General features: G+C 72.8%; 22 protein-coding genes and 1 tRNA gene. 12 read left to right on the top strand and 11 right to left on the bottom strand.

Annotated elements, in window-relative coordinates:
- The first annotated feature begins 48 nt into the window (after window positions 1-48).
- A complete protein-coding gene (locus tag AB0D29_RS13350) occupies window positions 49-615 on the top strand; it encodes a flavin reductase family protein (protein WP_362853942.1) in 567 nt (188 codons plus the stop codon).
- On the opposite strand, the gene AB0D29_RS13345 is transcribed toward AB0D29_RS13350, so the two are convergent.
- Complete coding sequence (locus AB0D29_RS13345) at window positions 501-1,121, bottom strand: PadR family transcriptional regulator (protein ID WP_362853940.1); 621 nt, start codon at window positions 1,119-1,121, stop codon at window positions 501-503. The genes AB0D29_RS13350 and AB0D29_RS13345 overlap by 115 nt on opposite strands.
- A 106-nt stretch (window positions 1,122-1,227) precedes the next feature.
- Here AB0D29_RS13345 and AB0D29_RS13340 point away from each other — a divergent pair, with 106 nt between their 5' ends.
- The 3 genes from AB0D29_RS13340 to AB0D29_RS13330 are packed head-to-tail and all read left to right on the top strand — an operon-like array spanning window position 1,228 to window position 3,998.
- Window positions 1,228-2,349 carry an LLM class flavin-dependent oxidoreductase gene (locus AB0D29_RS13340; protein ID WP_362853939.1) on the top strand — a complete coding sequence of 374 codons (1,122 nt, stop codon included), beginning with the start codon at window positions 1,228-1,230 and terminating at the stop codon, window positions 2,347-2,349.
- A gap of 3 nt (window positions 2,350-2,352) precedes the next feature.
- A complete protein-coding gene (locus tag AB0D29_RS13335; protein ID WP_351291994.1) occupies window positions 2,353-3,084 on the top strand; it encodes a glucose 1-dehydrogenase in 732 nt (243 codons plus the stop codon).
- Window positions 3,081-3,998: an alpha/beta hydrolase gene (locus tag AB0D29_RS13330; RefSeq protein WP_362853937.1), complete on the top strand. Its 918-nt coding sequence runs from the start codon at window positions 3,081-3,083 to the stop codon at window positions 3,996-3,998. The genes AB0D29_RS13335 and AB0D29_RS13330 overlap by 4 nt, the downstream gene beginning before the upstream one ends.
- A 2-nt stretch (window positions 3,999-4,000) precedes the next feature.
- Here the strand turns inward: AB0D29_RS13330 and AB0D29_RS13325 are convergent.
- Window positions 4,001-4,075 (bottom strand) — tRNA-Ala (locus tag AB0D29_RS13325).
- 68 nt (window positions 4,076-4,143) lie between these two features.
- Between AB0D29_RS13325 and AB0D29_RS13320 the strand changes: the two genes are divergently transcribed.
- Entirely contained in the window at window positions 4,144-4,695 is a 552-nt protein-coding gene (locus AB0D29_RS13320; protein WP_362853936.1) for a hypothetical protein, read from the top strand.
- Window positions 4,696-4,702: 7 nt separating this feature from the next.
- On the opposite strand, the gene AB0D29_RS13315 is transcribed toward AB0D29_RS13320, so the two are convergent.
- Entirely contained in the window at window positions 4,703-5,164 is a 462-nt protein-coding gene (locus tag AB0D29_RS13315; RefSeq protein WP_362853934.1) for a hypothetical protein, read from the bottom strand.
- Window positions 5,165-5,218: 54 nt separating this feature from the next.
- Between AB0D29_RS13315 and AB0D29_RS13310 the strand changes: the two genes are divergently transcribed.
- Window positions 5,219-5,950, top strand: a complete 732-nt coding sequence (locus AB0D29_RS13310) for a class I SAM-dependent methyltransferase (RefSeq protein ID WP_362853932.1) — start codon at window positions 5,219-5,221, stop codon at window positions 5,948-5,950.
- 782 nt (window positions 5,951-6,732) lie between these two features.
- Here AB0D29_RS13310 and AB0D29_RS13305 read toward each other — a convergent pair.
- Genes AB0D29_RS13305 through AB0D29_RS13295 form a run of 3 tightly spaced genes read right to left on the bottom strand, consistent with a single transcriptional unit; the run spans window position 6,733 to window position 9,763 of the window.
- A complete protein-coding gene (locus AB0D29_RS13305; RefSeq protein ID WP_362853930.1) occupies window positions 6,733-7,716 on the bottom strand; it encodes an acyl-CoA dehydrogenase family protein in 984 nt (327 codons plus the stop codon).
- A complete protein-coding gene (locus tag AB0D29_RS13300) occupies window positions 7,716-8,861 on the bottom strand; it encodes an acyl-CoA dehydrogenase family protein (protein ID WP_362853928.1) in 1,146 nt (381 codons plus the stop codon). Before AB0D29_RS13300 ends, AB0D29_RS13305 begins: the two co-directional genes overlap by 1 nt.
- Window positions 8,861-9,763, bottom strand: a complete 903-nt coding sequence (locus tag AB0D29_RS13295) for an enoyl-CoA hydratase (protein WP_362853926.1) — start codon at window positions 9,761-9,763, stop codon at window positions 8,861-8,863. Before AB0D29_RS13295 ends, AB0D29_RS13300 begins: the two co-directional genes overlap by 1 nt.
- Window positions 9,764-9,809: 46 nt before the next feature.
- Here AB0D29_RS13295 and AB0D29_RS13290 point away from each other — a divergent pair, with 46 nt between their 5' ends.
- The 6 genes from AB0D29_RS13290 (at window position 9,810) to AB0D29_RS13265 (ending at window position 15,819) form a co-directional block, all read left to right on the top strand.
- Window positions 9,810-10,958, top strand: a complete 1,149-nt coding sequence (locus tag AB0D29_RS13290; RefSeq protein ID WP_362853924.1) for an acyl-CoA dehydrogenase family protein — start codon at window positions 9,810-9,812, stop codon at window positions 10,956-10,958.
- Window positions 10,955-11,737, top strand: a complete 783-nt coding sequence (locus AB0D29_RS13285) for an SDR family oxidoreductase (RefSeq protein WP_362853922.1) — start codon at window positions 10,955-10,957, stop codon at window positions 11,735-11,737. Before AB0D29_RS13290 ends, AB0D29_RS13285 begins: the two co-directional genes overlap by 4 nt.
- 26 nt (window positions 11,738-11,763) lie before the next feature.
- Window positions 11,764-12,402, top strand: coding sequence for a TetR/AcrR family transcriptional regulator (locus tag AB0D29_RS13280; protein WP_351289559.1), 639 nt, complete (start codon window positions 11,764-11,766; stop codon window positions 12,400-12,402).
- 23 nt (window positions 12,403-12,425) lie between these two features.
- Window positions 12,426-13,583: an acetyl-CoA C-acetyltransferase gene (locus AB0D29_RS13275; RefSeq protein ID WP_362853920.1), complete on the top strand. Its 1,158-nt coding sequence runs from the start codon at window positions 12,426-12,428 to the stop codon at window positions 13,581-13,583.
- A 246-nt stretch (window positions 13,584-13,829) separates the two neighbouring features.
- Window positions 13,830-14,033, top strand: coding sequence for a cold-shock protein (locus AB0D29_RS13270; RefSeq protein WP_007502648.1), 204 nt, complete (start codon window positions 13,830-13,832; stop codon window positions 14,031-14,033).
- Between the two features lie 100 nt (window positions 14,034-14,133).
- Entirely contained in the window at window positions 14,134-15,819 is a 1,686-nt protein-coding gene (locus tag AB0D29_RS13265) for a DEAD/DEAH box helicase (RefSeq protein ID WP_362853918.1), read from the top strand.
- 62 nt (window positions 15,820-15,881) lie between these two features.
- Here AB0D29_RS13265 and AB0D29_RS13260 read toward each other — a convergent pair whose 3' ends face one another.
- Genes AB0D29_RS13260 through AB0D29_RS13240 form a run of 5 tightly spaced genes read right to left on the bottom strand, consistent with a single transcriptional unit; the run spans window position 15,882 to window position 20,266 of the window.
- Entirely contained in the window at window positions 15,882-16,814 is a 933-nt protein-coding gene (locus AB0D29_RS13260; protein ID WP_362853916.1) for a tyrosine-protein phosphatase, read from the bottom strand.
- A 30-nt stretch (window positions 16,815-16,844) separates the two neighbouring features.
- Window positions 16,845-17,918: a nitronate monooxygenase gene (locus AB0D29_RS13255; RefSeq protein WP_362853914.1), complete on the bottom strand. Its 1,074-nt coding sequence runs from the start codon at window positions 17,916-17,918 to the stop codon at window positions 16,845-16,847.
- A gap of 4 nt (window positions 17,919-17,922) precedes the next feature.
- The gene (locus AB0D29_RS13250; protein WP_362853912.1) at window positions 17,923-18,669 is read right to left on the bottom strand and encodes a CoA-transferase; all 747 of its coding nucleotides are present in this window, start codon (window positions 18,667-18,669) and stop codon (window positions 17,923-17,925) included.
- A complete protein-coding gene (locus AB0D29_RS13245) occupies window positions 18,666-19,520 on the bottom strand; it encodes a CoA-transferase (RefSeq protein ID WP_362853910.1) in 855 nt (284 codons plus the stop codon). Before AB0D29_RS13245 ends, AB0D29_RS13250 begins: the two co-directional genes overlap by 4 nt.
- The gene (locus AB0D29_RS13240) at window positions 19,517-20,266 is read right to left on the bottom strand and encodes an enoyl-CoA hydratase family protein (protein ID WP_362853909.1); all 750 of its coding nucleotides are present in this window, start codon (window positions 20,264-20,266) and stop codon (window positions 19,517-19,519) included. Before AB0D29_RS13240 ends, AB0D29_RS13245 begins: the two co-directional genes overlap by 4 nt.
- Window positions 20,267-20,289: the final 23 nt, after the last annotated feature.

The following is a 20,289-nucleotide window of genomic DNA, read 5'->3' as shown; positions in this document are numbered from 1 at the left end:
GGTTAGGCATATACCTAGTAGAAATAATCAAGAGATCGGGAGGCTTCCATGACGTCCATGGACCTGAAGTCCGTCCTGTCCAGCTTCTGCACCGGCGTCGCCGTCATCACGGCACGCGGAGGCGACGGCCGTCCCGTCGGGATGGCCGTGCAGTCCTTCTCATCGGTGTCGCTGGACCCGCCGCTGGTCTGCTTCTGCCCCGCCCGGACCTCGGCCACCCGGCCGCGGATCGAGGCCGCCGGGGCCTTCGCCGTGAACATCCTGGCCGCCGACCAGGAGGGGCTGTGCCGCCGGTTCGCCGTCACGGGCGGGGACAAGTTCGCGGGTGTGGCCTGGAGTGCGGGCGGCAACGGGGCGCCCCTGCTCGACGGGGTGCTCGCGAGCGTCGAATGCGATCTGGAGGGCGTGCTGGACGGCGGTGACCACGCCATCGTGCTCGGCCGGGTCACCGGCCTGACCGCGCACCGCGGCGGTCCGCCGCTGCTGTACTTCCGGCGCTCCTACGGCAGCTTGCCGGACTTGCCGGGCTTGCCCCGCTTGCCGGAGTCCCCGGGCTTGCCGAGCTCGTCGATGTCCTCGAGCATCTTCGCCGCGAGGTCGCGCTCGGAGGCGTAGTACCGCTCCGCCCACTTGAGGGTGAGCGTCGGGTACGCCCACGCCGCCTCGTCCTTCGCGCCCTCCACGTCGGCCACCGCGCGCCGGCGCATCTGTTCCGCGAACTCCTGGTGCTGTACGAGGACTTCGCGCATCTGCTCCGGCTCCAGCAGGTGGCCCAGCCACAGCCGCAGCATCGGCCCGTGCTTGAGGACGGGCGGGTCGACCGGGGCCTCGCGGGCCCATTCCCGTACGGCCGCCATGCCCTCGTCGGTGATCCGGTACACCCGCTTGTCGCGGGTCCCGGTGTCCTGGGCGACCATCCGCGAGGAGGCGTAGCCGGCCTTCTCCAGGCGCTTGAGCTCGCTGTAGATCTGGCTGAACGACGGGCTCCAGTAGAAGAACCGCAGCGACCAGTCCGACCACTTCTTCAGGTCGTAGCCGGAGAGCTCCTCTCCGAAGGAGAGCAGCCCGAGCACCGCCCAGCTGGTCGCGGGGAGCGCGCGCTTGTTCGTCTCGTCTGCCACGCAGCGCAGTCTACGACCGGTCCCCGCGGCGCCCTTCCCCCTGCAAGACATGACTGCTAGAAGTATTCCTATTAGAAATACACCGCCCCGAACCTACGGAGGCCCCGTGAAGTTCTCGATGATCTTCGAGGCGCAGCTCGCCGACCCGACCCCGGAGCGCGAACGCCAGGTCATCCACGACTGCGTCGAACAGGCCGTCTTCGCCGAGGAGATGGGATTCGACCGCATCTGGGCGGTCGAGCACCACTCCCTCACCCGGTACGCGCACATGAGCGCCTCAGAGATCTTCCTGACCTGGGTGGCCGCCCGCACCCGGCGGATCCGCATCGGCCACGGCGTCGTCACCCTGCCCTTCGGCTACCAGCACCCGGTGCGCGTCGCCGAGCGCGCCGCCATGCTCGACGTGCTCTCCGGCGGCCGCGTCGACATCGGCGCCGGCCGCGGGGCCACCCGCCAGGAGATGTCCATGTACGGGGTCCGGCCCGAGGACACCTACCCGCAGATGGAGGAGGCGCTGCGGATCTTCTCCGCCGCCTGGCGGGAGCCGGAGTTCGAATGGCACGGCTCCCTCGACATCGGGCCGGGCGCGATACTGCCCCGCCCGGTCCAGGACCCGCACCCGCCGCTCTTCATGGCCTGCTCCAAGCACGACACGCTCAAGCTGGCCGCCGAACTCGGCATCGGCGCCCTGGTGATGGGCTTCGCCGGAGCCGACGACGTACGCGCCATGCGCAAGGTCTACGACGAGGCCATCGCCACGCGCACCGGCGAGCGCCTGGTGTCGTCAGAGGTCAACGACCACCTGTCCGCCCTCTGCCCGACCATCGTCCTCGACGACGCCGAGCGGGCCCTGCGGCTCGGCACCCGCGGCCAGCGCTTCTTCGCCGAGTCCATCGCGCACTGGTACGGCAACGGCCCCGTACCCACCGGATACGCGGAGGAGGACGACCACGTCGGCGCGCTGGCCAAGGGCCGCGAGGAGCTCGTCGCCCGACTGCACGAGGCGAACATCCCGGCCCGCCCGGTGGACACGGGCACCTACAACGCGGACCACGCGTACGGCAGCGCCCAGACCGCCATCGCCTACGTCGAGCAGCTGCGCGAGATCGGCGTCGACGAGGTGATGTGCCTGATCCAGATGGGCACGGTGCCCCAGGAAGCGTGCATGGAGACCATCCGCCAGTGGGGCGAGAAGGTCATCCCGCACTTCCGCGCGCTGGAGGGCTGAACCGTGGGCGTCTCCCTCGAAGGGAAGGTCGTCGTGGTCACCGGCGCCGGACGCGGCCAGGGCGCCGCCGGGGCCCGGCTGTTCGCGGAGGCGGGAGCGCGGGTGGTCGTCACGGACGTACGGGAGGACGAGGGCCGGGCGGTGGCCGCGGAACTCGGCGACCAGGGTCTGTACGTCCGCCACGACGTGGCCGACGCGGCGAGCTGGGCGACGGTGGTCAGGGAGGCGGTGCGTGCCTTCGGCACCGTATCGGCCCTGGTCAACAATGCGGCCCTGTGGCGCACGGCCCACGTGGAGCAGCAGCGGCTCGACGACTTCGAGGCCCTGCTGCGGGTCAACCTGCTGGGGCCGTTCCTCGGCATCCAGGCCGTGGCCCCGGTGCTGCGGGCGGGCGGGGGCGGCTCCGTCGTCAACATCTCCTCCACCGCCGGACTGGTCGGGATACCGGGGCACGCGGCCTACGGGTCGACCAAGTTCGGGCTGCGCGGACTGACCCGGTCGGCGGCGCTCGACCTGGCCGGGGACCGGATCCGGGTCAACTCGGTGCACCCGGGGGCCATCGACACCCCGATGGTGGCCGAGGCGGTGGCGGGCCGGGACTGGTCGCACCTGCCGCTGGGGCGGATGGGCCGCCCGGAGGAGGTCGGGGAGCTCGTCCTCTTCCTCTGCTCGGACGCCTCCTCGTACGTGACGGGCGCGGAGTTCACCGTGGACGGCGGGATGACGACGGCATGAGCGATCACGACACGAGCGGCGACGGCTCGGGCGATCCGCTGTCGCCGGCGGCCCGGCTGCTGTGCGACGCGATGACGGCGGGCTTCCCGGGGCCGGGCGACACGGCGGCCCTGCGGGCGGCGGCGGTGTCCGCCCGCCCGGGCCCGGCCGTGGCCTCGGTGTCCGACGCGGTCGCGGGCGGGGTCCCGGTCCGGATCTACGATCCCGCGCCGGGCACCAGGGACCGCCCCCTGGTCGTCTTCCTCCACGGCGGCGGCTGGGTGATGTGCGGCCTGGACACCCACGACGCGACGTGCCGCTCGCTCGCGGTGGCCTCGGGCGCGGTGGTCGTCTCCGTGGACTACCGGCTCGCCCCGGAGCACCCCTGGCCGGCGGCCGTGGACGACGCGCTCACCGTCCTGCTGTGGGCCCGCGAGGAGACGACCGCACTCGGCTGCGACCCGGGCTCGGTGGTGGTGGCGGGGGACTCCAGCGGCGGCAACCTCGCCGCGGTGACCGCCCTGCGCGCGCCCGAACTCCTCGCGGGACAGCTGCTGTTCCATCCACCGCTGGACGCCTCGATGGGCCGCGCCTCCGTGGAGACGTACGCGGAGGGCTACTTCCACACCGCCGCCCACATGGCCTGGTACTGGGACGAGTACGGCGGAGACCCGCGGCATCCGCACGTCTCACCCCTGTGCGCCCCCGACCTCTCGGGGCTCCCGCCCGCGCTGATCGTCCTCGCGGACTGCGACGTGCTGCGCGACGAGGGCCTCGCCTACGCCCGCCGGCTCGCGGCGGCCGGCGTCGACTGCACGGTCCAGCTCCATCCCGGCGTCTTCCACGGGTTCCTGGGCCTGCCGCTGCCGGCCGCGCGGGACGCACTCGCGGGGGCGGCGGCCTGGCTGGCGGCCACCCCTCGGCCAAGGCGATAGGGGGCGGGGCGGCCGGATTCGAACCGGCGTCCTCCTCCATGCTGTGTAGGCGCACTACCTCTGTGCTACGACCCCGCCCTTGCCCCGGATCCTACGGTCGGGTGGGGCCGCAGTGCACCGGAGTTTCCCGGGGCATGATGTGTCCATGGCTGAACTGATACGGAGGCTGGTCGGGGCGATCCTGCGCAACGGCCTCCTCCTGGCAGCGGAGTTCGTTGCCGTCTGGCTGCTGCGGGGCCCCGAGTGGGCCTGGGTCCCGGTCCTGCTGGCCGTCTTCGTCCTCGGCGCGGCCGTCCCCCACGGCACCGGCGCGGAGTTCGTCGCCCGCACCGCGGTCGCGCTCTTCGCCGTGGGGATCGTGGTGCTCGCCGGCATCACCTGGGACCGGCACACCCTCCACGAGCGCGGCCGGGAGGAGACGGCGGTCGTCGCCTCGCGCACGATGGTGGAGGACGGCTCCGGCTACGCCCCGTCCCTGCGCCTGCGTACGGAGGCGGGCCGCGACCTGCCCGGACCGGTGACCCTGGACCTGCAGGTCGGGGCCCGCCTGACCGTGACCACGGACCCGGACGGCCCGTCCTGGTCCCTGGGCGGCCGCCCCGGCCGCCCCCTCTGGCCGGCGGCCGGCACCGCGGCGCTGCTCCTGCTCCAGAGCGTCACCCTCGGCGTGCTGTGCCTGCGCCGCCCCCGCACCTGAACGCCGGCTACTCCTTGATGAGGTAGGAGCAGCCCTTCGTGTTCTTGACGCCGTCGCTCTCCGCGACCTGCTTGCCGTCGACCTTGATGGTGCACGGGGCCTGCTGGAGCGTGCCGTCGGCGCCCGTGATCGTGCCCGGGACGACGTTCACCAGGTAGCCCACCTTCCGCTCCGCGGCGCTGAGTTCGGCGGTGCCCGACTTCGACCACGGCAGGGTCTGCTGCTCGAAACCGCTTCCGATGCCGCTGTACATGACCGCCGTCTTGCCGGTGCCACCGACCTCCAGCGTCACCTCGTGCGTCCCGCCGCCGGACTTGGCCGGCGGCGCGGAAGACGCGGGGGCCGGGGAGGCGGCAGCGGGCTTGCCGCTGTCGACGGCCGGCTTCGGGGCGTCGCTGCCGCAGCCCGTGAGGAGCGCCGCCGCCGCGCACAGCGCCATCGCGGACATCACGGTCTTCGTCCTTCGCATGTTTCCGGTACCTCGATCTTGTTGCTCGATTGCGTGATCGAAAACAATGGACGCATGACGACACGTGCCCGTTCCTTCGATTCCGCAGCAGCTCTGTACGCCGCAAGCCGGCCCGGCTACCCGCCGGCCCTGTTCGACGCCCTGGAGGAGCTCGCCGGGCGGCCGCTCGCCGGGGCGCGCGTGGCCGACGTGGGGGCGGGGACGGGGATCGCCACCGCGCTGCTGCACGAGCGCGGGGCCGAGGTCGTCGCCGTGGAGCCCGGGGACGGAATGGCCGCCGAGTTCCGGCGGGCGAACCCCACGATCGCGCTCGTGCGCGGGGACGGGGACCGGCTCCCGCTGGCGAGCGGCGCGTTCGACCTCCTCACCTACGCCCAGGCCTGGCACTGGACCGACCCGGCCCGCTCCGTCCCCGAGGCCCGCCGGGTGCTGCGTCCCGGCGGGGTGCTCGCCGTCTGGTGGAACGACACGGACTCCGGCGTGCCGTGGATCGCCGAGCAGGAGGAGCGGCTGCGCGTCTTCTTCCGGGCCCCCGATGGGGCGAACGGATTCCGCACCCTGCCGCAGGGGCTGGGCGAGTTCACCACCCGCACCCTGCGGTGGTCCCGCCGCGTCACGCTGGACGCCCACCTCGCCAATCTCGCCAGCCACTCCGCGTTCCTGGTCCTCGGCGAAGCCGGCACGCGGGAGTACTTCGCGGCGGAACGGGAGCTGCTGACCCCGCTCTTCCCTGACGGCACCGTCGAGGAGCAGTACGTCGTGACGCTCAGCCTCGCCCGGCCGTAACGCCCCGCCACTGCGTGCGCTCGGCCCCGCCCCCGCGCCTCAATCGCCGGCGGGGCCGAAGCCGGTGCGGCGGGGCCGGCTCAAAGCCCGGGGCTCCGCCCCGCACCCCGCGCCTCAATCGCCGGCGAGGCTGGAGTGGTGCGGCGAGGCCGGATGGTGCGGCGGGGTTGGACGGGTGCGGCCCAAAGCCCGGGGCTCCGCCCCGCACCCCGCGCCTCAATCGCCGGCGGGGCTGGAGTGGTGCGGCGAAGCCGGATGGTGTGGCGAAGCCGGAGGTGTGCGGCGGGGTTGGGTGGTGCGGCTCAAAGATCGGGGCTCCGCCCCGGACCCCGCTCCTCAATCGCCGGAGGGGCTGAATATGGTGCGGCGAGGCTGGGTGGTACGGCTCAAAGATCGGGGCTCCGCCCCGGACCCCGCTCCTCAAACGCCGGAGGGGCTGGATTTCGTGCGGCGAAGCCGAGAGGCCGCAGGGGTTGGGACCGGGCCGGTTGGGGCGGGGTCGGGTGTGTGTCGGGGTGATCCCCGCAGGGCGTCGAACGCACTGCCGCCGAGCTCTCCGACCCCTCGTCACGTTCGACGTCCGAGGAGACGCCCCGGCGCGCGCCCGACCCCGTCACAACCGGCCCCCGCAGCATCCCGCCCGAGCGGCGCAGCCAACCGGCGCCCGCCCCCGCCGACCCCGCCCGCGCGGCGCAGCCAACCCGCACAACCGGCCCCCGTACCCAGCCCGCGCCGCGCAGCCGACCCGCGGCGCAGCCGACCCGTGGCGTAGCCGACCCCGCCTATCCTTCGCCCCGCCGCAGGACCTCCGAGCGGCAGGTTGACGGGGTGCCCCACGCGTCCCGTAGGGGGCGGGCCTTGCGCAGCCACAGGGAGAGGTCCAGCTCCTCCGTGTAGCCGATCGCGCCGTGCAGTTGGAGCGCGGTCATCGCGGCCCGGTGGCAGGCTTCGCCCGCCGACAGCTTCGCCGCCGCCACGTCCGGCGCGGCCGGTGACAGGGCCGCCGCCCACACCAGCGGGCGGGCGAACTCCAGGGCGAGCAGGGTGTCCGCCAGGCGGTGCTTCACCGCCTGGAAGGACCCGATCGGGGCGCCGAACTGCGTGCGCTGCTTCGCGTACTCCACCGTCCTGGCCAGCAGCGCCTCGCCCACGCCCAGGCACTGGGCCGCCGTCAGCAGCCGCGCCCAGCGCAGGGCCGTCTCCGCCGCCGCCACCACCGCCGGGCCCGCGGCCAGCAGTTCGCCGTCCGGGGCCGGCCGGTACAGCCGCCGCGCCGGGTCCGTCGACGCCAGCCGCTCCCCGCGCCCGCCCGCCAGCCGCAGCTCGCCCGCCGGTGACACGGTGAAGCAGTGCGTCGCCGCGTCCGCGTCCAGGGCGTACGGGCCGCCGCCCGGCAGGGTCAGCGTGGCCGAGGACCCGCCCGCGACCAGGCCCGGGACGAACCGTTTCGCCAGCACCTCGTCACCCAGCTCCGACAGGAGGACCGACACGGCCGCGCTCTCCACCAGCGGCCCCGGCACCCCCGCCCGGCCCAGCTCCACGAAGCCGAGGGACAGCTCCAGCGGGAGCAGTCCGAGGCCCTCGTACGGCTCCGGCGCGGCCAGCGCGAACAGGCCCGTCCCCGCGAGCCGGGACCACAGCGCCCGCCCAGGCCCGTGCTCGCCGTCCGCCCAGGCCCGTACCGTCGCCGGGACCTCCGCCGCCCCCAGCAGGGACCGCAGCGTACGGGCGAAGTCCGACTGCTCGTCGGTCGGCAGGAAGCGCATCAGCGGCGGCCCTTCGGAAGGCCGAGCAGCCGCTCGGCGATGATGTCGCGCTGGATCTCGTTCGTCCCCGCGTAGATCGGCCCGGCCAGGGAGAAGACCCACGGCTCGGCCCACTCGCCCTCCGCGAGCTCCGCGTCCGCGCCCAGCAGGTCCAGCGCCGTCTCGTGCAGGGCGATGTCGTACTCCGACCAGAACACCTTGTTCAGACTGGACTCGGCGCCGATCGTCCGGCCCGCCGCGAACCGGGCGGCGTTCGCCCAGGTGAACAGCTCGTACGCGCGCGCCCCGACCACCGCGTCCGCCACCCGGTCCCGCAGCGCGGTGTCGGAGGGGTCCCCCTGCGCGCGCCACAGCCCGGTCAGCCGGTCCGCCGCCGCCAGGAAGCGGCCGGGGGAGCGCAGGGTCAGCCCCCGCTCGTTGCCGGTCGTCGACATCGCGATCCGCCAGCCCTGCCCCGGCTCACCGATCACGTCCTCGTCCGGTACGAAGACCCCCTCCAGGAAGAGCTCCGCGAAGGCCGGCTTGCCGTCGAGGCGGCCGATGGGCCGCACCGTCACCCCCGGCGCCCGCAGGTCGAACATCAGGTACGTCAGCCCCTGGTGCGGTTTCGGGGTGTCCGGGTCGGTGCGGAAGATCCCGAAGGCGCGGTCCGCGAAGGCCGCCCGCGAGGACCAGGTCTTCTGCCCGGACAGCAGCCATCCGCCCTCCGTCCGTACCGCCCGCGACTTCAGCGAGGCCAGGTCCGAGCCCGACTCCGGCTCCGACCAGGCCTGCGCCCAGATCACCTCGCCGCTCGCCATCGACGGCAGCACCCGGGCCCGCTGCTGCGCCGTCGCGTGGTCGAAGAGGGTCGGCGCGAGGAGGTTGATGCCGTTCTGCGAGACCCGGCCGGGCGCGCCCGCCGCCCAGTACTCCTCCTCGAAGACCAGCCACTTCACGAGGTCCACGCCCCGGCCCCCGTACTCCTCGGGCCAGGACACCACCGACCAGCGGTCCGCGTGCAGCAGCGCCTCCCACTCCCGATGGGCCGCGAACCCCTCCCGGGTCTCCAGGGAGGGCAGCGGCCGCGCCGGCACGTGCTCGGCCAGCCAGGCGCGCGCCTCGGCCCGGAAGGCCTCCGTCTCCGCCGTGTGCACCAGCTCCATCAGCCGTTCGCCTCCTTCAGGGCGGCACTCTTCATCGCGGCACTCTTCATCGCGGCACTCTTCATCGCGGCGCTCTTCATGGCGGACACGTTCATGCCGCCGAGCGAGTCCGCGGCCGTCTCCGCGTTGTGGGCGTGCGCCAGGTGGTGCAGGCCGAACACCGAGTCCATGCCGCTGTGCAGCCCCTGGAGGTCCTCGGCCTGGTTGACGGCCCGCTTGGTCAGGGCCAGTCCGAAGCCGGGCATCTCGGCGATCCGCAGGGCCAGCAGGTCGGTGGCCTCCGCCAACCCGTCCCGTTCCACGACCCGGTTGACCATGCCGACCTCGTACGCGCGCCGGGCGGGCATCCGGTCCCCGGTGTAGAGGAACTCCTTCGCGATGCGCGGCGGCATCGCCCACGGGTGCGCGAAGTACTCGACGCCGGGGATGCCCATCCGTACGACCGGGTCCGCGAAGAAGGCGTCCTCGCTCGCCACGATCAGGTCGCAGACCCACGCCAGCATCAGCCCGCCCGCCACGCAGGCCCCGTGCACGGAGGCGATCACCGGCTTCGGCAGCTCCCGCCAGCGCCGGCACATCCCCAGGTACACCTCCGACTCGCGCGCGAAGCGGGACTCGGCGCCCGCCCGGCCGCAGTGGTCCCACCACAGGCCGGCCCGCCGCTCGAAGGGGAGGTGGGCGTCGCGCTCCGGGGTGCCGATGTCGTGGCCCGCGGAGAAGTGCTCCCCGGCCCCCGCCAGGACCACCACCCGCACCTCGGGATCGTCGGCGGCGCGGTAGAAGGCGTCGTCCAGGGCGTAGGTCATGGCGCTGTTCTGCGCGTTGCGGTAGCGGGGGCGGTTCATGGTCACGTACGCGACAGGGCCGCGCCGCTCGTACAGCACCACCGGGGCTTCGGGCATGCGGGGATCCTTCCCTAACAAGTGTTTGGTAGGTTAACGTACGGCCATGAGCAGCGTCGAGGAGTTCCGCACCGAGGTTCGGAGTTGGCTACGGGCCCACCTCGCCGGCGAGTTCGCCACCCTCAAGGGCCGCGGCGGACCCGGCCGGGAGCACGAGGCCTTCGCCGAACGCCTCGCGTGGGAACGCCACATGGCGGCCCACGGCTGGACCTGCCTCGGCTGGCCCGTCGAGTACGGCGGCCGCGGCGCGAGCGCCGCGCAGCAGATCGCCTTCCACGAGGAGTACGCCCTCGCCGACGCCCCCGCCCGCGTGAACCACATCGGCGAGCAGCTGCTCGGCCCCACCCTCATCGCCCACGGCACCGAGGAGCAGAAGCGCCGCTTCCTCCCGCCCATCCGGGCCGTGGAGGAACTGTGGTGCCAGGGCTACAGCGAGCCCGGCGCCGGTTCCGACCTGGCCGCCGTCCGCACCCGCGCCGCCCTCCACGACGGGGAGTGGGTGGTGGACGGCCAGAAGACCTGGACCTCCCTCGCCCACCAGGCCCAGTGGTGCTTCGTCCTCGCCCGCACCGAACCGGGCTCCCGTCGCCACGCCGGCCTCTCCTACCTCCTGGTCCCCATGGACCGGCCCGGGGTCGAGGTCCGCCCGATCGTGCAGCTCACCGGCACCTCCGAGTTCAACGAGGTCTACTTCGACGGCGCCCGCACCGACGCAGCCCACATCGTCGGCGCACCGGGCGACGGCTGGCGCATCGCCATGGCCACCCTCGGCTACGAGCGCGGCGTCTCCACCCTCGGCCAGCAGGTCGGCTTCCGCCGCGAGCTCGAAGCCCTCGCCGAACTCGCCCGCGCCAACGGCGCGATCGCCGACCCGCTGATCCGCGACCGCCTCGTCCAGGCCTGGATCGGCCTGGAGACCATGCGGGCCACCGCCCTGCGCCCCGGCACCGCGCCCTCCACCGCCAAGCTGTACTGGTCCCGCTGGCACCGCGACCTCGGCGAGCTCGCCATGGACGTGTGCGCCGCCGCCTCGCTCCTCGCGGCGGGCGCGCACGGGGACCCGTACGAACTCGACGAGTGGCAGCGGCTCTTCCTCTTCTCCCGCGCCGACACGATCTACGCGGGCTCGGACGAGATCCAGCGCACCCTCATCGCCGAGCGGATCCTCGGCCTTCCCAAGGAGGTACGGGCGTGAGCACCCCCGACTACGTGCCCGGGCACGGACTGCTGAAGGACCGCACCGCCGTCATCACCGCGGCCGCCGGGGCCGGGATCGGCGGGGCCACCGCCCGCCGCTTCCTGGAAGAGGGCGCCCGCATCGTCATCGGCGACGCCCACGCCCGCCGCCTCAAGGAGACCGAGGAGGCGCTCGCCGCCGAGTTCGGCGCGGACCGGGTCGCCTCCCTGCCCTGCGACGTCACCGACGAGGACCAGGTCGCGGCCCTCTTCGCGCTCGCCGAACACACCCACGGCCGCCTCGACGTCGTCGTCAACAACGCCGGACTCGGCGGCACCGCCGCGCTCGTCGACATGACCGACGAACAGTGGGGCAAGGTCCTCGACGTCACCCTGAACGGCACCTTCCGCTGCACCCGCGCCGCACTGCGCTCGCTCCGGGCGTCCGGCGGCGGCGGGGTCATCGTCAACAACGCCTCCGTCGTCGGCTGGCGCGCCCAGACCGGCCAGGCCCACTACGCCGCCGCCAAGGCCGGGGTGATGGCGCTGACCCGCTGCGCGGCCCTGGAGGCAGCGGAGTTCGGCGTACGGATCAACGCGGTCGCCCCGAGCCTGGCCATGCACCCGCACCTGGTGAAGGTGACCAGCGCGGAGCTGCTGGCCGAACTCACCGCCCGCGAGGCCTTCGGCCGCTACGCCGAACCCTGGGAGGTCGCCAACGTCATCGTCTTCCTGGCCAGCGGCTATTCCTCGTACATGACGGGCGAGACCGTGTCGGTCAGCAGCCAGCACGCCTAGCGGATGCCTTGGCCGAGAATGGGCGCGTGCCAACGAACCAGCCGAACCAGCCGACACCCAAGAAGAAGCCGCAGGTGACGGCCTCTCCCGAGCGGCGCCGCGAACTCCTCGACACCGCCGCCGAGGTCTTCGCCGCACAGGGCTACAACGCCACCACCGTCCGCAAGATCGCCGACGCCGCCGGCATGCTCGCCGGCAGCCTCTACTACCACTTCGATTCCAAGGAATCGATGCTCGACGAGATCCTCTCCGCCTTCCTCACCGAACTGTGGGAGGGGTACGACACCGTCCTCGCCGCCGGTCTCGGCCCCAGGGAGACCATCGAGGCCCTCGTCACCGAGTCCTTCCGGGAGATCGACCGGCACCGCGCCGCCGTCGCGATCTACCAGAAGGAGTCCCGGACCCTCTCCGCGCAGCCCCGCTTCCACTACCTGTCCGACTCGCAGCAGAAGTTCGAGAAGGCCTGGCTGGGGACGCTGGAGCGGGGGGTCGCCGCCAAGGTCTTCCGCGCCGACCTCGACATCCGCCTCACCTACCGCTTCGTGCGCGACACGGTGTGGGTGGCGGCGTCCTGGTACCGGCCGGGCGGACAGCACAGCCCCGAGGAGATCGCCCGCCAGTACCTGTCGATGGTGCTGGACGGGATCGCCCTCCGCCCCACCTGACAGATCCGATCCGAGGAGTCCCGATGCCCGAGGCCTACATAGTCGACGCGGTACGCACCCCCGTGGGGCGGCGCAAAGGCGGACTGTCCGCCGTCCACCCCGCCGACCTGGGTGCGCACGTCCTGAAGGCGCTGGTCGAGCGGTCCGGGGTGGACCCGGCCGCCGTGGAGGACGTGGTGTTCGGCTGCCTCGACACGGTGGGTCCGCAGGCCGGCGACATCGCGCGGACCGCCTGGCTGGCCGCGGGCCTCCCGGAGGAGGTGCCCGGTGTCACCGTCGACCGTCAGTGCGGGTCCTCGCAGCAGGCCGTGCACTTCGCGGCGCAGGGGGTGCTCTCCGGGACCCAGGACCTGGTGGTCGCGGGCGGCACCCAGAACATGTCGATGATCCCGATCGCCTTCGCCTCGCGGCAGGCGGCGGAGCCCCTGGGCCTCACCGAGGGCCCGTACGCGGGATCGGCGGGCTGGCGGGCCCGGTACGGCGACGCCCCGGTCAACCAGTTCCACGGCGCCCAGCTCATCGCGCAGAAGTGGGGGATCACCCGGCAGGACATGGAGGAGTTCGCCCTGCGCTCCCACCAGCGGGCGATCCGGGCCATCGACGAGGGGCGTTTCGCCCGCGAGACGGTGGCGTACGGGGACGTGAGCGTGGACGAGGGCCCGCGCCGGGACACGACGCTGGAGAAGATGGCCACCCTCAAGCCGGTGGTCGAGGGCGGCACCATCACCGCCGCGGTCTCCTCCCAGGTCTCGGACGGCGCGGCGGCCATGCTGATCGCCTCCGAGCGGGCCGTACGGGAACACGGCCTGCGGCCCCGCGCCCGCATCCACCACCTCTCGGTCCGCGGCGAGGACCCGATCCGCATGCTGTCCGCGCCCATCCCGGCGACGGCGTACGCGCTGAAGAAGACCGGCATGTCACTGGCCGACATCGACCTGGTGGAGATCAACGAGGCCTTCGCCCCGGTGGTGCTCGCCTGGCTCAAGGAGACCGGAGCCGACCCGGAGCGGGTCAACGTCAACGGCGGCGCGATCGCCCTGGGCCACCCCCTGGGTGCGACGGGAGTGAAGCTGATGACCACGCTCCTGCACGAGCTGGAGCGCACCGGAGGCCGCTACGGCCTCCAGACGATGTGCGAGGGCGGCGGCCAGGCCAACGTGACGATCATCGAGCGGCTCTGACCCCGGCCCCGGCGGGCCCCGACACCCCCGGTGGAACCGGGGTCCCGCCGGGACTTTTCACACGGACGACGCAGGTCACACGGTCGCGGGCACACCGACGCGTGGAGGTGTGCTAGCTTAGAGCTCGTTGCAGTTGTGGTACCCATGAACTTTATGTGCGCCTGACGGGAATGATCCTCAGGCGCTTTTATTGTTTTGCCGGAATCTCCGGATGGGGCCCTTTGCCGCCTATTCAGGAGATTTAAAATGGCACAAGGCACCGTGAAGTGGTTCAACTCGGAAAAGGGCTTCGGCTTCATCGAGCAGGACGGTGGCGGTCCGGACGTGTTCGCCCACTACTCGAACATCGCCACCCAGGGCTTCCGTGAGCTCCAGGAGGGCCAGCGCGTGTCCTTCGACGTCACCCAGGGCCAGAAGGGCCCCCAGGCGGAGAACATCGTTCCCGCCTAATTCCTTCAGCATGCCGGGGTCCGCACCGTGAGGTGCGGACCCCGGCTTGTCTGCTGTTTCGACCTTGTTGTACCTGCCGGTTTCAGGAGGGCATTTCCGCATGACCAGCTCCAGCTCCGCACGACCCAGCCGCCGCCCCACCCGGGGCCGAGGCGCGGCCCAGGGACGTCCGAAGGCTGGTGCGGGACGGCAGAAGTCCGCCCCCGTTGCCAGGCCGCAGGAATTCACCATGCCCGAACCGCTGACCCCGGCGCTCCCGCCGGTGGCCGCGTTCGAGGACATGGACATGCCCGAGGCGCTGCTGAAGACCCTCGCCGCCCAGGGCGTCACCGAGCCGTTCCCGATCCAGGCCGCGACGCTGCCGAACTCGCTCGCCGCCCGTGACCTGCTCGGCCGCGGCCGCACCGGCTCCGGCAAGACGCTGGCCTTCGGCCTGGCGCTGCTGGCCCGTACCGCCGGCCACCGCGCGCAGCCGAAGCAGCCGCTCGCGCTGGTCCTCGTACCGACCCGTGAGCTCGCGCAGCAGGTCACCGACGCCCTGGCCCCGTACGCCACGGCCGTCAACCTGCGCATCGCGACCGTCGTCGGCGGCATGTCGATCAACCGGCAGTCCGGCGCCCTGCGCCGCGGCGCCGAGGTGCTCGTCGCCACCCCCGGCCGTCTGAAGGACCTCATCGACCGCGGTGACGCCGACCTCTCGCAGGTGGGCATCACCGTCCTCGACGAGGCCGACCAGATGACCGACATGGGCTTCATGCCGCAGGTCACCGCGCTGCTCAAGCAGGTGCGGCCCGAGGGCCAGACCATGCTCTTCTCGGCGACGCTCGACAAGAACATCGACAAGCTCGTCAAGATGTTCCTGCACGACCCGGTCGCCTTCTCCGTCGACCCGTCCGCCGGCGCGGTCAGCACGATGGAGCACCACGTCCTGTACGTCATGGACGAGACCGACAAGAAGGCCGTGGCGACGCGTATAGCCGCTCGCGACGGCCGGGTGATCATGTTCGTGGACACCAAGCGCGGGGTCGACCGCATGGTCAAGAAGCTCCTCGCGGACGGCGTCCGCGCCTCCGGCCTGCACGGCGGCCGCTCCCAGCCGCAGCGCAACCGCACCCTGGACTGGTTCAAGACGGGCGAGGTCACCGCGCTGGTGGCGACGAACGTCGCCGCGCGCGGCATCCACATCGACGACCTCGACCTCGTCGTCAACGTGGACCCGCCCACCGACCACAAGGACTACCTGCACCGTGGTGGCCGTACCGCCCGCGCCGGCGAGTCCGGCAGCGTGGTCACCCTGGTGCTGCCCGACCAGAAGCGGGACATGACCCGTCTGATGTCGGACGCCGGGATCTCCCCGCGCACCGCGCAGATCAAGTCTTCCGACGAGGAGCTGTCCCGGCTGACCGGCGCCAAGGAGCCCTCGGGCATCCCGGTGGTGCTGGACGTGCCGCAGCCGACCGCGCCGAAGCCGCGCAGTGGCTCCGGATCCGGTTCGGGCTCCGGCTCGCGCCGCCGTTCGGGCGGGCCGCGCACCGGCTCCGCCACGGGTGGCGCCCCGGCGGCCGGCGGCCGTGGCCGCCGTTCCGGTGGCGGCGCTTCCGGGCAGGCCCCGGCGGCCTCCGGGTCGGGCCAGGCCCGCCGCGGCGGCCAGGGCGGCGGCGCGGCCGCCGGCTCCGGCGAGCGCGGCCGGCGTACCGGTGGCGGCGCGGCCTCCGGCGGTGCGGCCGCGGCTTCGGCGCGCAGCCGCGTCGGATCGGGCGGGCAGGGCCGCCGCCGCGCGGTCTGACCGAACACGGTGACCACGACGCCGGGCAGTGCTTCTCGCACTGCCCGGCGTCGTGCTGTCCGCTAGCGGACCAGCTTGTTCTGGAGCTTCGCCAGCGTCCGCAGGTCCAGGCCGAGGCCCTGGGTCAGGTAGCCGTAGAAGCTGCCGTAGTCGGCCTCCATCCGGGCCGTCGCCGCGTCCAGGTAGTCCTGGCGGACCTCCTGGAGCGGGATCAGGAGGTCGGGGTTCTGCATGCGCCCCGACTGCTTGAGGCCCGCCCGCAGCCGGGCGTCGTAGGCGGCGCGGAAGGTGTTCGACGCCAGGTAGTCGCGCTCGGCGGTGTCCTCGGGGACGGCCAGCAGGCGCAGCAGGACGTAACTCATCCAGCCGGTCCGGTCCTTGCCGGAGGTGCAGTGGTAGAGGACCGGGCCCTGGCCGTCGTCCGCGATCTCCCGCAGGGTCGCCGCGAACTGCGCCCGGTTCTCGGGGCTGGTCACGAACGTCCGGTAGATGTCGCGCATGTAGGCCTCGGCGCGGCCGCCGCCGAGCATCTGCTCCTGGGTGACGGGGTCGCCGCTGGCGATCGCGCCGACGAGGGTTCCGTAGAGGCCCAGGTCGCTGACCGGGCGCGAGGTGGCCGTGAGCCCGGACGGCAGCCGGTCGGCGCCGTCGTACTGGAGCTCCATGGGGATGCGGAAATCGACGACCTTCGTGAGGCCGAGACCGGAGACGGTGGTGACGTCGGCGTCGGTCAGCTTGCTGAGTGCGTCGGAGCGGTAGACGAGTCCCTGGCGGACCTTGCCGCCGGTCCAGGTGCGGTAGCCGCCGAGGTCACGGACGTTGACGGCGCCCTGGAGAGGGATCTGGCGAATCGTTTCTGCTTGCGGCTGCACCTGGTGGTGCCGGGCGCTGACCCCGGCTCCGGGCGCCGCCGCGTACGCGGAGGCGGGCAGGGTCCCGATGGCGAGAGCGGCGGCGGCCGCCGCGGTCGCCAGGCGGATTCGGGCACGGCTCATGAAGGCGACTCCTGTGACGGAGAAGGGGGATCACCCTGGTGGTGGCAGGGTGCGGAGCGAGTGCAGTGCTTCGAGTGCCTGTTGTGCCTCGGCCATGACGCGGGAGACGAGCTCCGCGCAGGACGGGAGATCGTCGATCACCCCCGCGACCTGGCCCGATGCCATGACGCCGAGGTCCGTACGGCCCTCGACCATGGACGCCTTGAGGAGCACGGGGGTGTTCGCGGCGAGCAGGACCTGGCTCCAGGACAGGTCCTTGCCGTGTTTCATCGCGAGCCCGTCGCGGACCATCTGCGGCCAGCTCAGCCCCGACAGCTTCCGGAAGCCCGCCGCGTGCCGGACCGCCCGGGCCAGTGCCCGGGTGCGGCCCGCCCGCTCCAGGGAGTCGACCAGCGCGGTGCGCAGCATCCGGTGCGGCAGCCCGTCCACGGCGGTGGTGACGGTGACGTCCTTGACCGTGGCCCTCAGGTACTCGGCCTTCACGGCGTCCGGGACGGTGGAGTCCGAGGTCAGCAGGAAACGGGTGCCCATGGCGATGCCCGCGGCCCCGTACGACAGGGCCGCGACCAGTCCGCGGCCGTCGCTGAAGCCGCCCGCCGCGACCACCGGGATGTCCACGGCGTCCACCACCTGGGGCAGCAGCACGGTCGTGGCCACGTCCCCGGTGTGCCCGCCGCCCTCGCCGCCCTGGACGATCACCGCGTCGGCGCCCCAGGCCGCGACCTTCTCGGCGTGCCGCCGGGCCCCGATCGAGGGGATGACGACCACGCCCGCCTCCTTGAGCCGCCCGATCAGCTCCTTGGAGGGCGCGAGCGCGAAGGAGGCGACCCGCACCCCCTCGTCGATGATCAGCTGGGCGCGCTCGGCCGCGTCCCCGGCGTCCGCGCGCAGGTTGACCCCGAAGGGAGTTCCGTCCGGGACGCGGGATTTGACCTCGTGGACCGCCGACCGCAGCTGGTCCATGGTCATCGTCGCCGAGGCCAGGATCCCGAGCGCCCCCGCGTTCGCCGCGCCCGACACCAGGCGGGGGCCGGCGACCCAGCCCATGCCGGTCTGCACGATCGGGTGCTCGACGCCGACCAGCTTGGTGAATGCCGTCTCCATCGGATCAGCCCCGCACTTCGCGCTCGCGCAGCCCCTTGGGGTCGATCACCTCGCGGATCAGCCGCAGCTCGTCCGGCGTCGGCTCCCGCGTGTACGGGACCTCCTCGGCGGCGGCCAGCTCGAACCCCGTGGCCGCCCGGACCGCCTCGACGGTGACCCCGGGGTGCACGGAGACCAGCCGCATCGCGTGGCCGGGGCCACCGAAGTCGAAGACGCCGAGATCGCTGACCACCCGGGGGAGGTGGTGGAAGCGGGTCACCCCGGCTGCCTCGGCGCGGTCGTAGCCGACCCCGCTGACCATGTCCACCCGCTCGACGAAGACCCGGGTGGAGTGCTTGGGAACCCAGTAACTCACCGGGTTGTTCAAGGTGTTGACGGGAGCGCCGCGCACCCCGAGGAGCTGGCGGGCCGGCCGCTCCCAGTCGCCGATGCAGGAGATGTTCTGGTTGCCGAAGCGGTCGATCTGGCTGGCGCCCATCATCACGTGCCGCCTGCCGCCGGTGACCATGGTCAGGTGGCGCCGGTACGGGAGCCAGCCCTCGGTCGTGCCGTCGAGCCCGACGAGCAGGGCCTCGCCGTCGGTCAGGAGCAGGTCGGGGGAGAAGGTCCGCTTCGCGAGCCGGGCCCCGAAGGAGGGGATCAGGCCCATCGGGCTGGCGAGGACCTCGCCGTTGTCGCGCCAGGCCTCGGCGCAGGCGATCACGCAGTATTCGGCGCGGGTGACGGTCGCGGTGGTCGGCGTGGTGGTCACGGCTGCTGCTCCTCGTGCCAGGTCCGTACGGCGGACTGGTAGTCGTGCTCGCCCGCCCCGGAGAGGAAGCGTGCCGAGAACTCGGGCCAGGGGGTGGTCGCGTAGAGCTTCTGGAAGGGCTCGTCGCGGCCGTAGTCGGGGACGCAGGAGGTGAAGTGGGCGCCGTTCGGGGTCTCCACGACCCCGGTGACGGAGTGGCGGCTGACGAGCAGGGACTGCGGGGGGCCGGCCTTGGCGAGCTCGGCGGTCTCGACGAGCTGTTCGCAGGAGACGTAGGCGGCGTCGGCGGCCTCGCAGAACAGGTCGTCGAAGTACGGGTCCGGGCCCAGGTACTGGGCGTTGCCGAGGCGGTCGGCCCGGTTCAGGTGGACCAGGGCGGCGTCCATCCGCAGGGCGGGCACGGCGACGAGCTCCTCGCCGTCCTCGTAGGGCGAGGTGACCGTGCGCAGCTCGGGGTTGACCCGCATCACGTCGGAGCCGAGGCCGGCGCGGACGGGGAGGAAGGGGAGCCGGTTGGCGGCCGCGTGCAGGCCCCACATGAACATGGCCTCGTCGAGCTCGGTGAGGGTGAAGGCGGCGCGCTCGCGGGCGGCCCGGAAGTGGGGCTCCAGCGGGATGGAGTCGAGGGTGGCGAAGGGGGCGACGAGCCGGCGGATGCGGCCGGCGGCGGCCAGCAGCCCGACGTCGGGTCCGCCGTACGAGATCACGGTGAGATCGGTGATCTCGGAGCGGAGCAGTGCCCGCACCAGGGCCATGGGCTTGCGCCGGGATCCCCAGCCGCCGATGCCGACGGTCATCCCGCTGCGGAGCTGTCCGACCACCTCCTCGGGGGTCATGGACTTGTCGGTCATGAGCGCTCTCCCTTCCCGAAGGTGTCGCGGACCCGGTCGGCCACCCCGCTGAGGTTGGCCTCGAAGGTGAAGCCCTGCTCGAAGCGGTAGCTGCGGCGGACGTCCACCGGGTCGATGCCGTTGATGGCCGCCTTGGCGAGCCGGATCAGGTAGCCGTCCTTCCGGGCGATCTCGGCGGCCAGTTCCAGGGCGGCGGCGCGCAGTTCGCCCGGCGGGACCACCTTCCAGACCGAGCCGTGGGCGTGCAGTTCGGCGGCGGTGGCGGTGCGCGAGGTGTAGTACAGGGCCCGCATCAGGTGCTGCGGGACCAGGCGGGCCAGGTGGGTGGCGGCGCCGAGCGCGCCCCGGTCCAGCTCCGGCAGGCCGAAGGTGGCGTCGTCGGAGGCGACGATCGCGTCGGCGTTGCCGACGAGGCCGATGCCGCCGCCCAGGCAGAACCCGTTCACGGCCGCGACGACCGGCACCTCGCACTCGTAGACGGCGGCGAAGGCCTCGTAACAGCCCCGGTTGGCGCCGATGAGGGCGGCGTGGCCGCTGTCGCGCTGCATCTCCTTGATGTCGACCCCGGCGTTGAACCCGCGGCCCTCGGCGGCGAGGACGACGCACCGGACCTCGGGGTCGCGGCCGGCGGCGCGCAGCGCGTCGGCGAGGTCGTACCAGCCCTGCACGGGCAGTGCGTTGACGGGCGGGAAGTCGACTGTGACGAGTGCGATGCCCTTGTCCGGGCTGGAGGTGGAGACACCCATGAGCGGATCAGCTACCTTTCCAC

It is taken from the genome of Streptomyces sp. NPDC048424, assembly GCF_040651555.1.
Classification (GTDB): domain Bacteria; phylum Actinomycetota; class Actinomycetes; order Streptomycetales; family Streptomycetaceae; genus Streptomyces.
The sequence above is the reverse complement of the archived record's forward strand: the minus strand, read 5'-3'. Positions and strand labels throughout refer to the sequence as shown.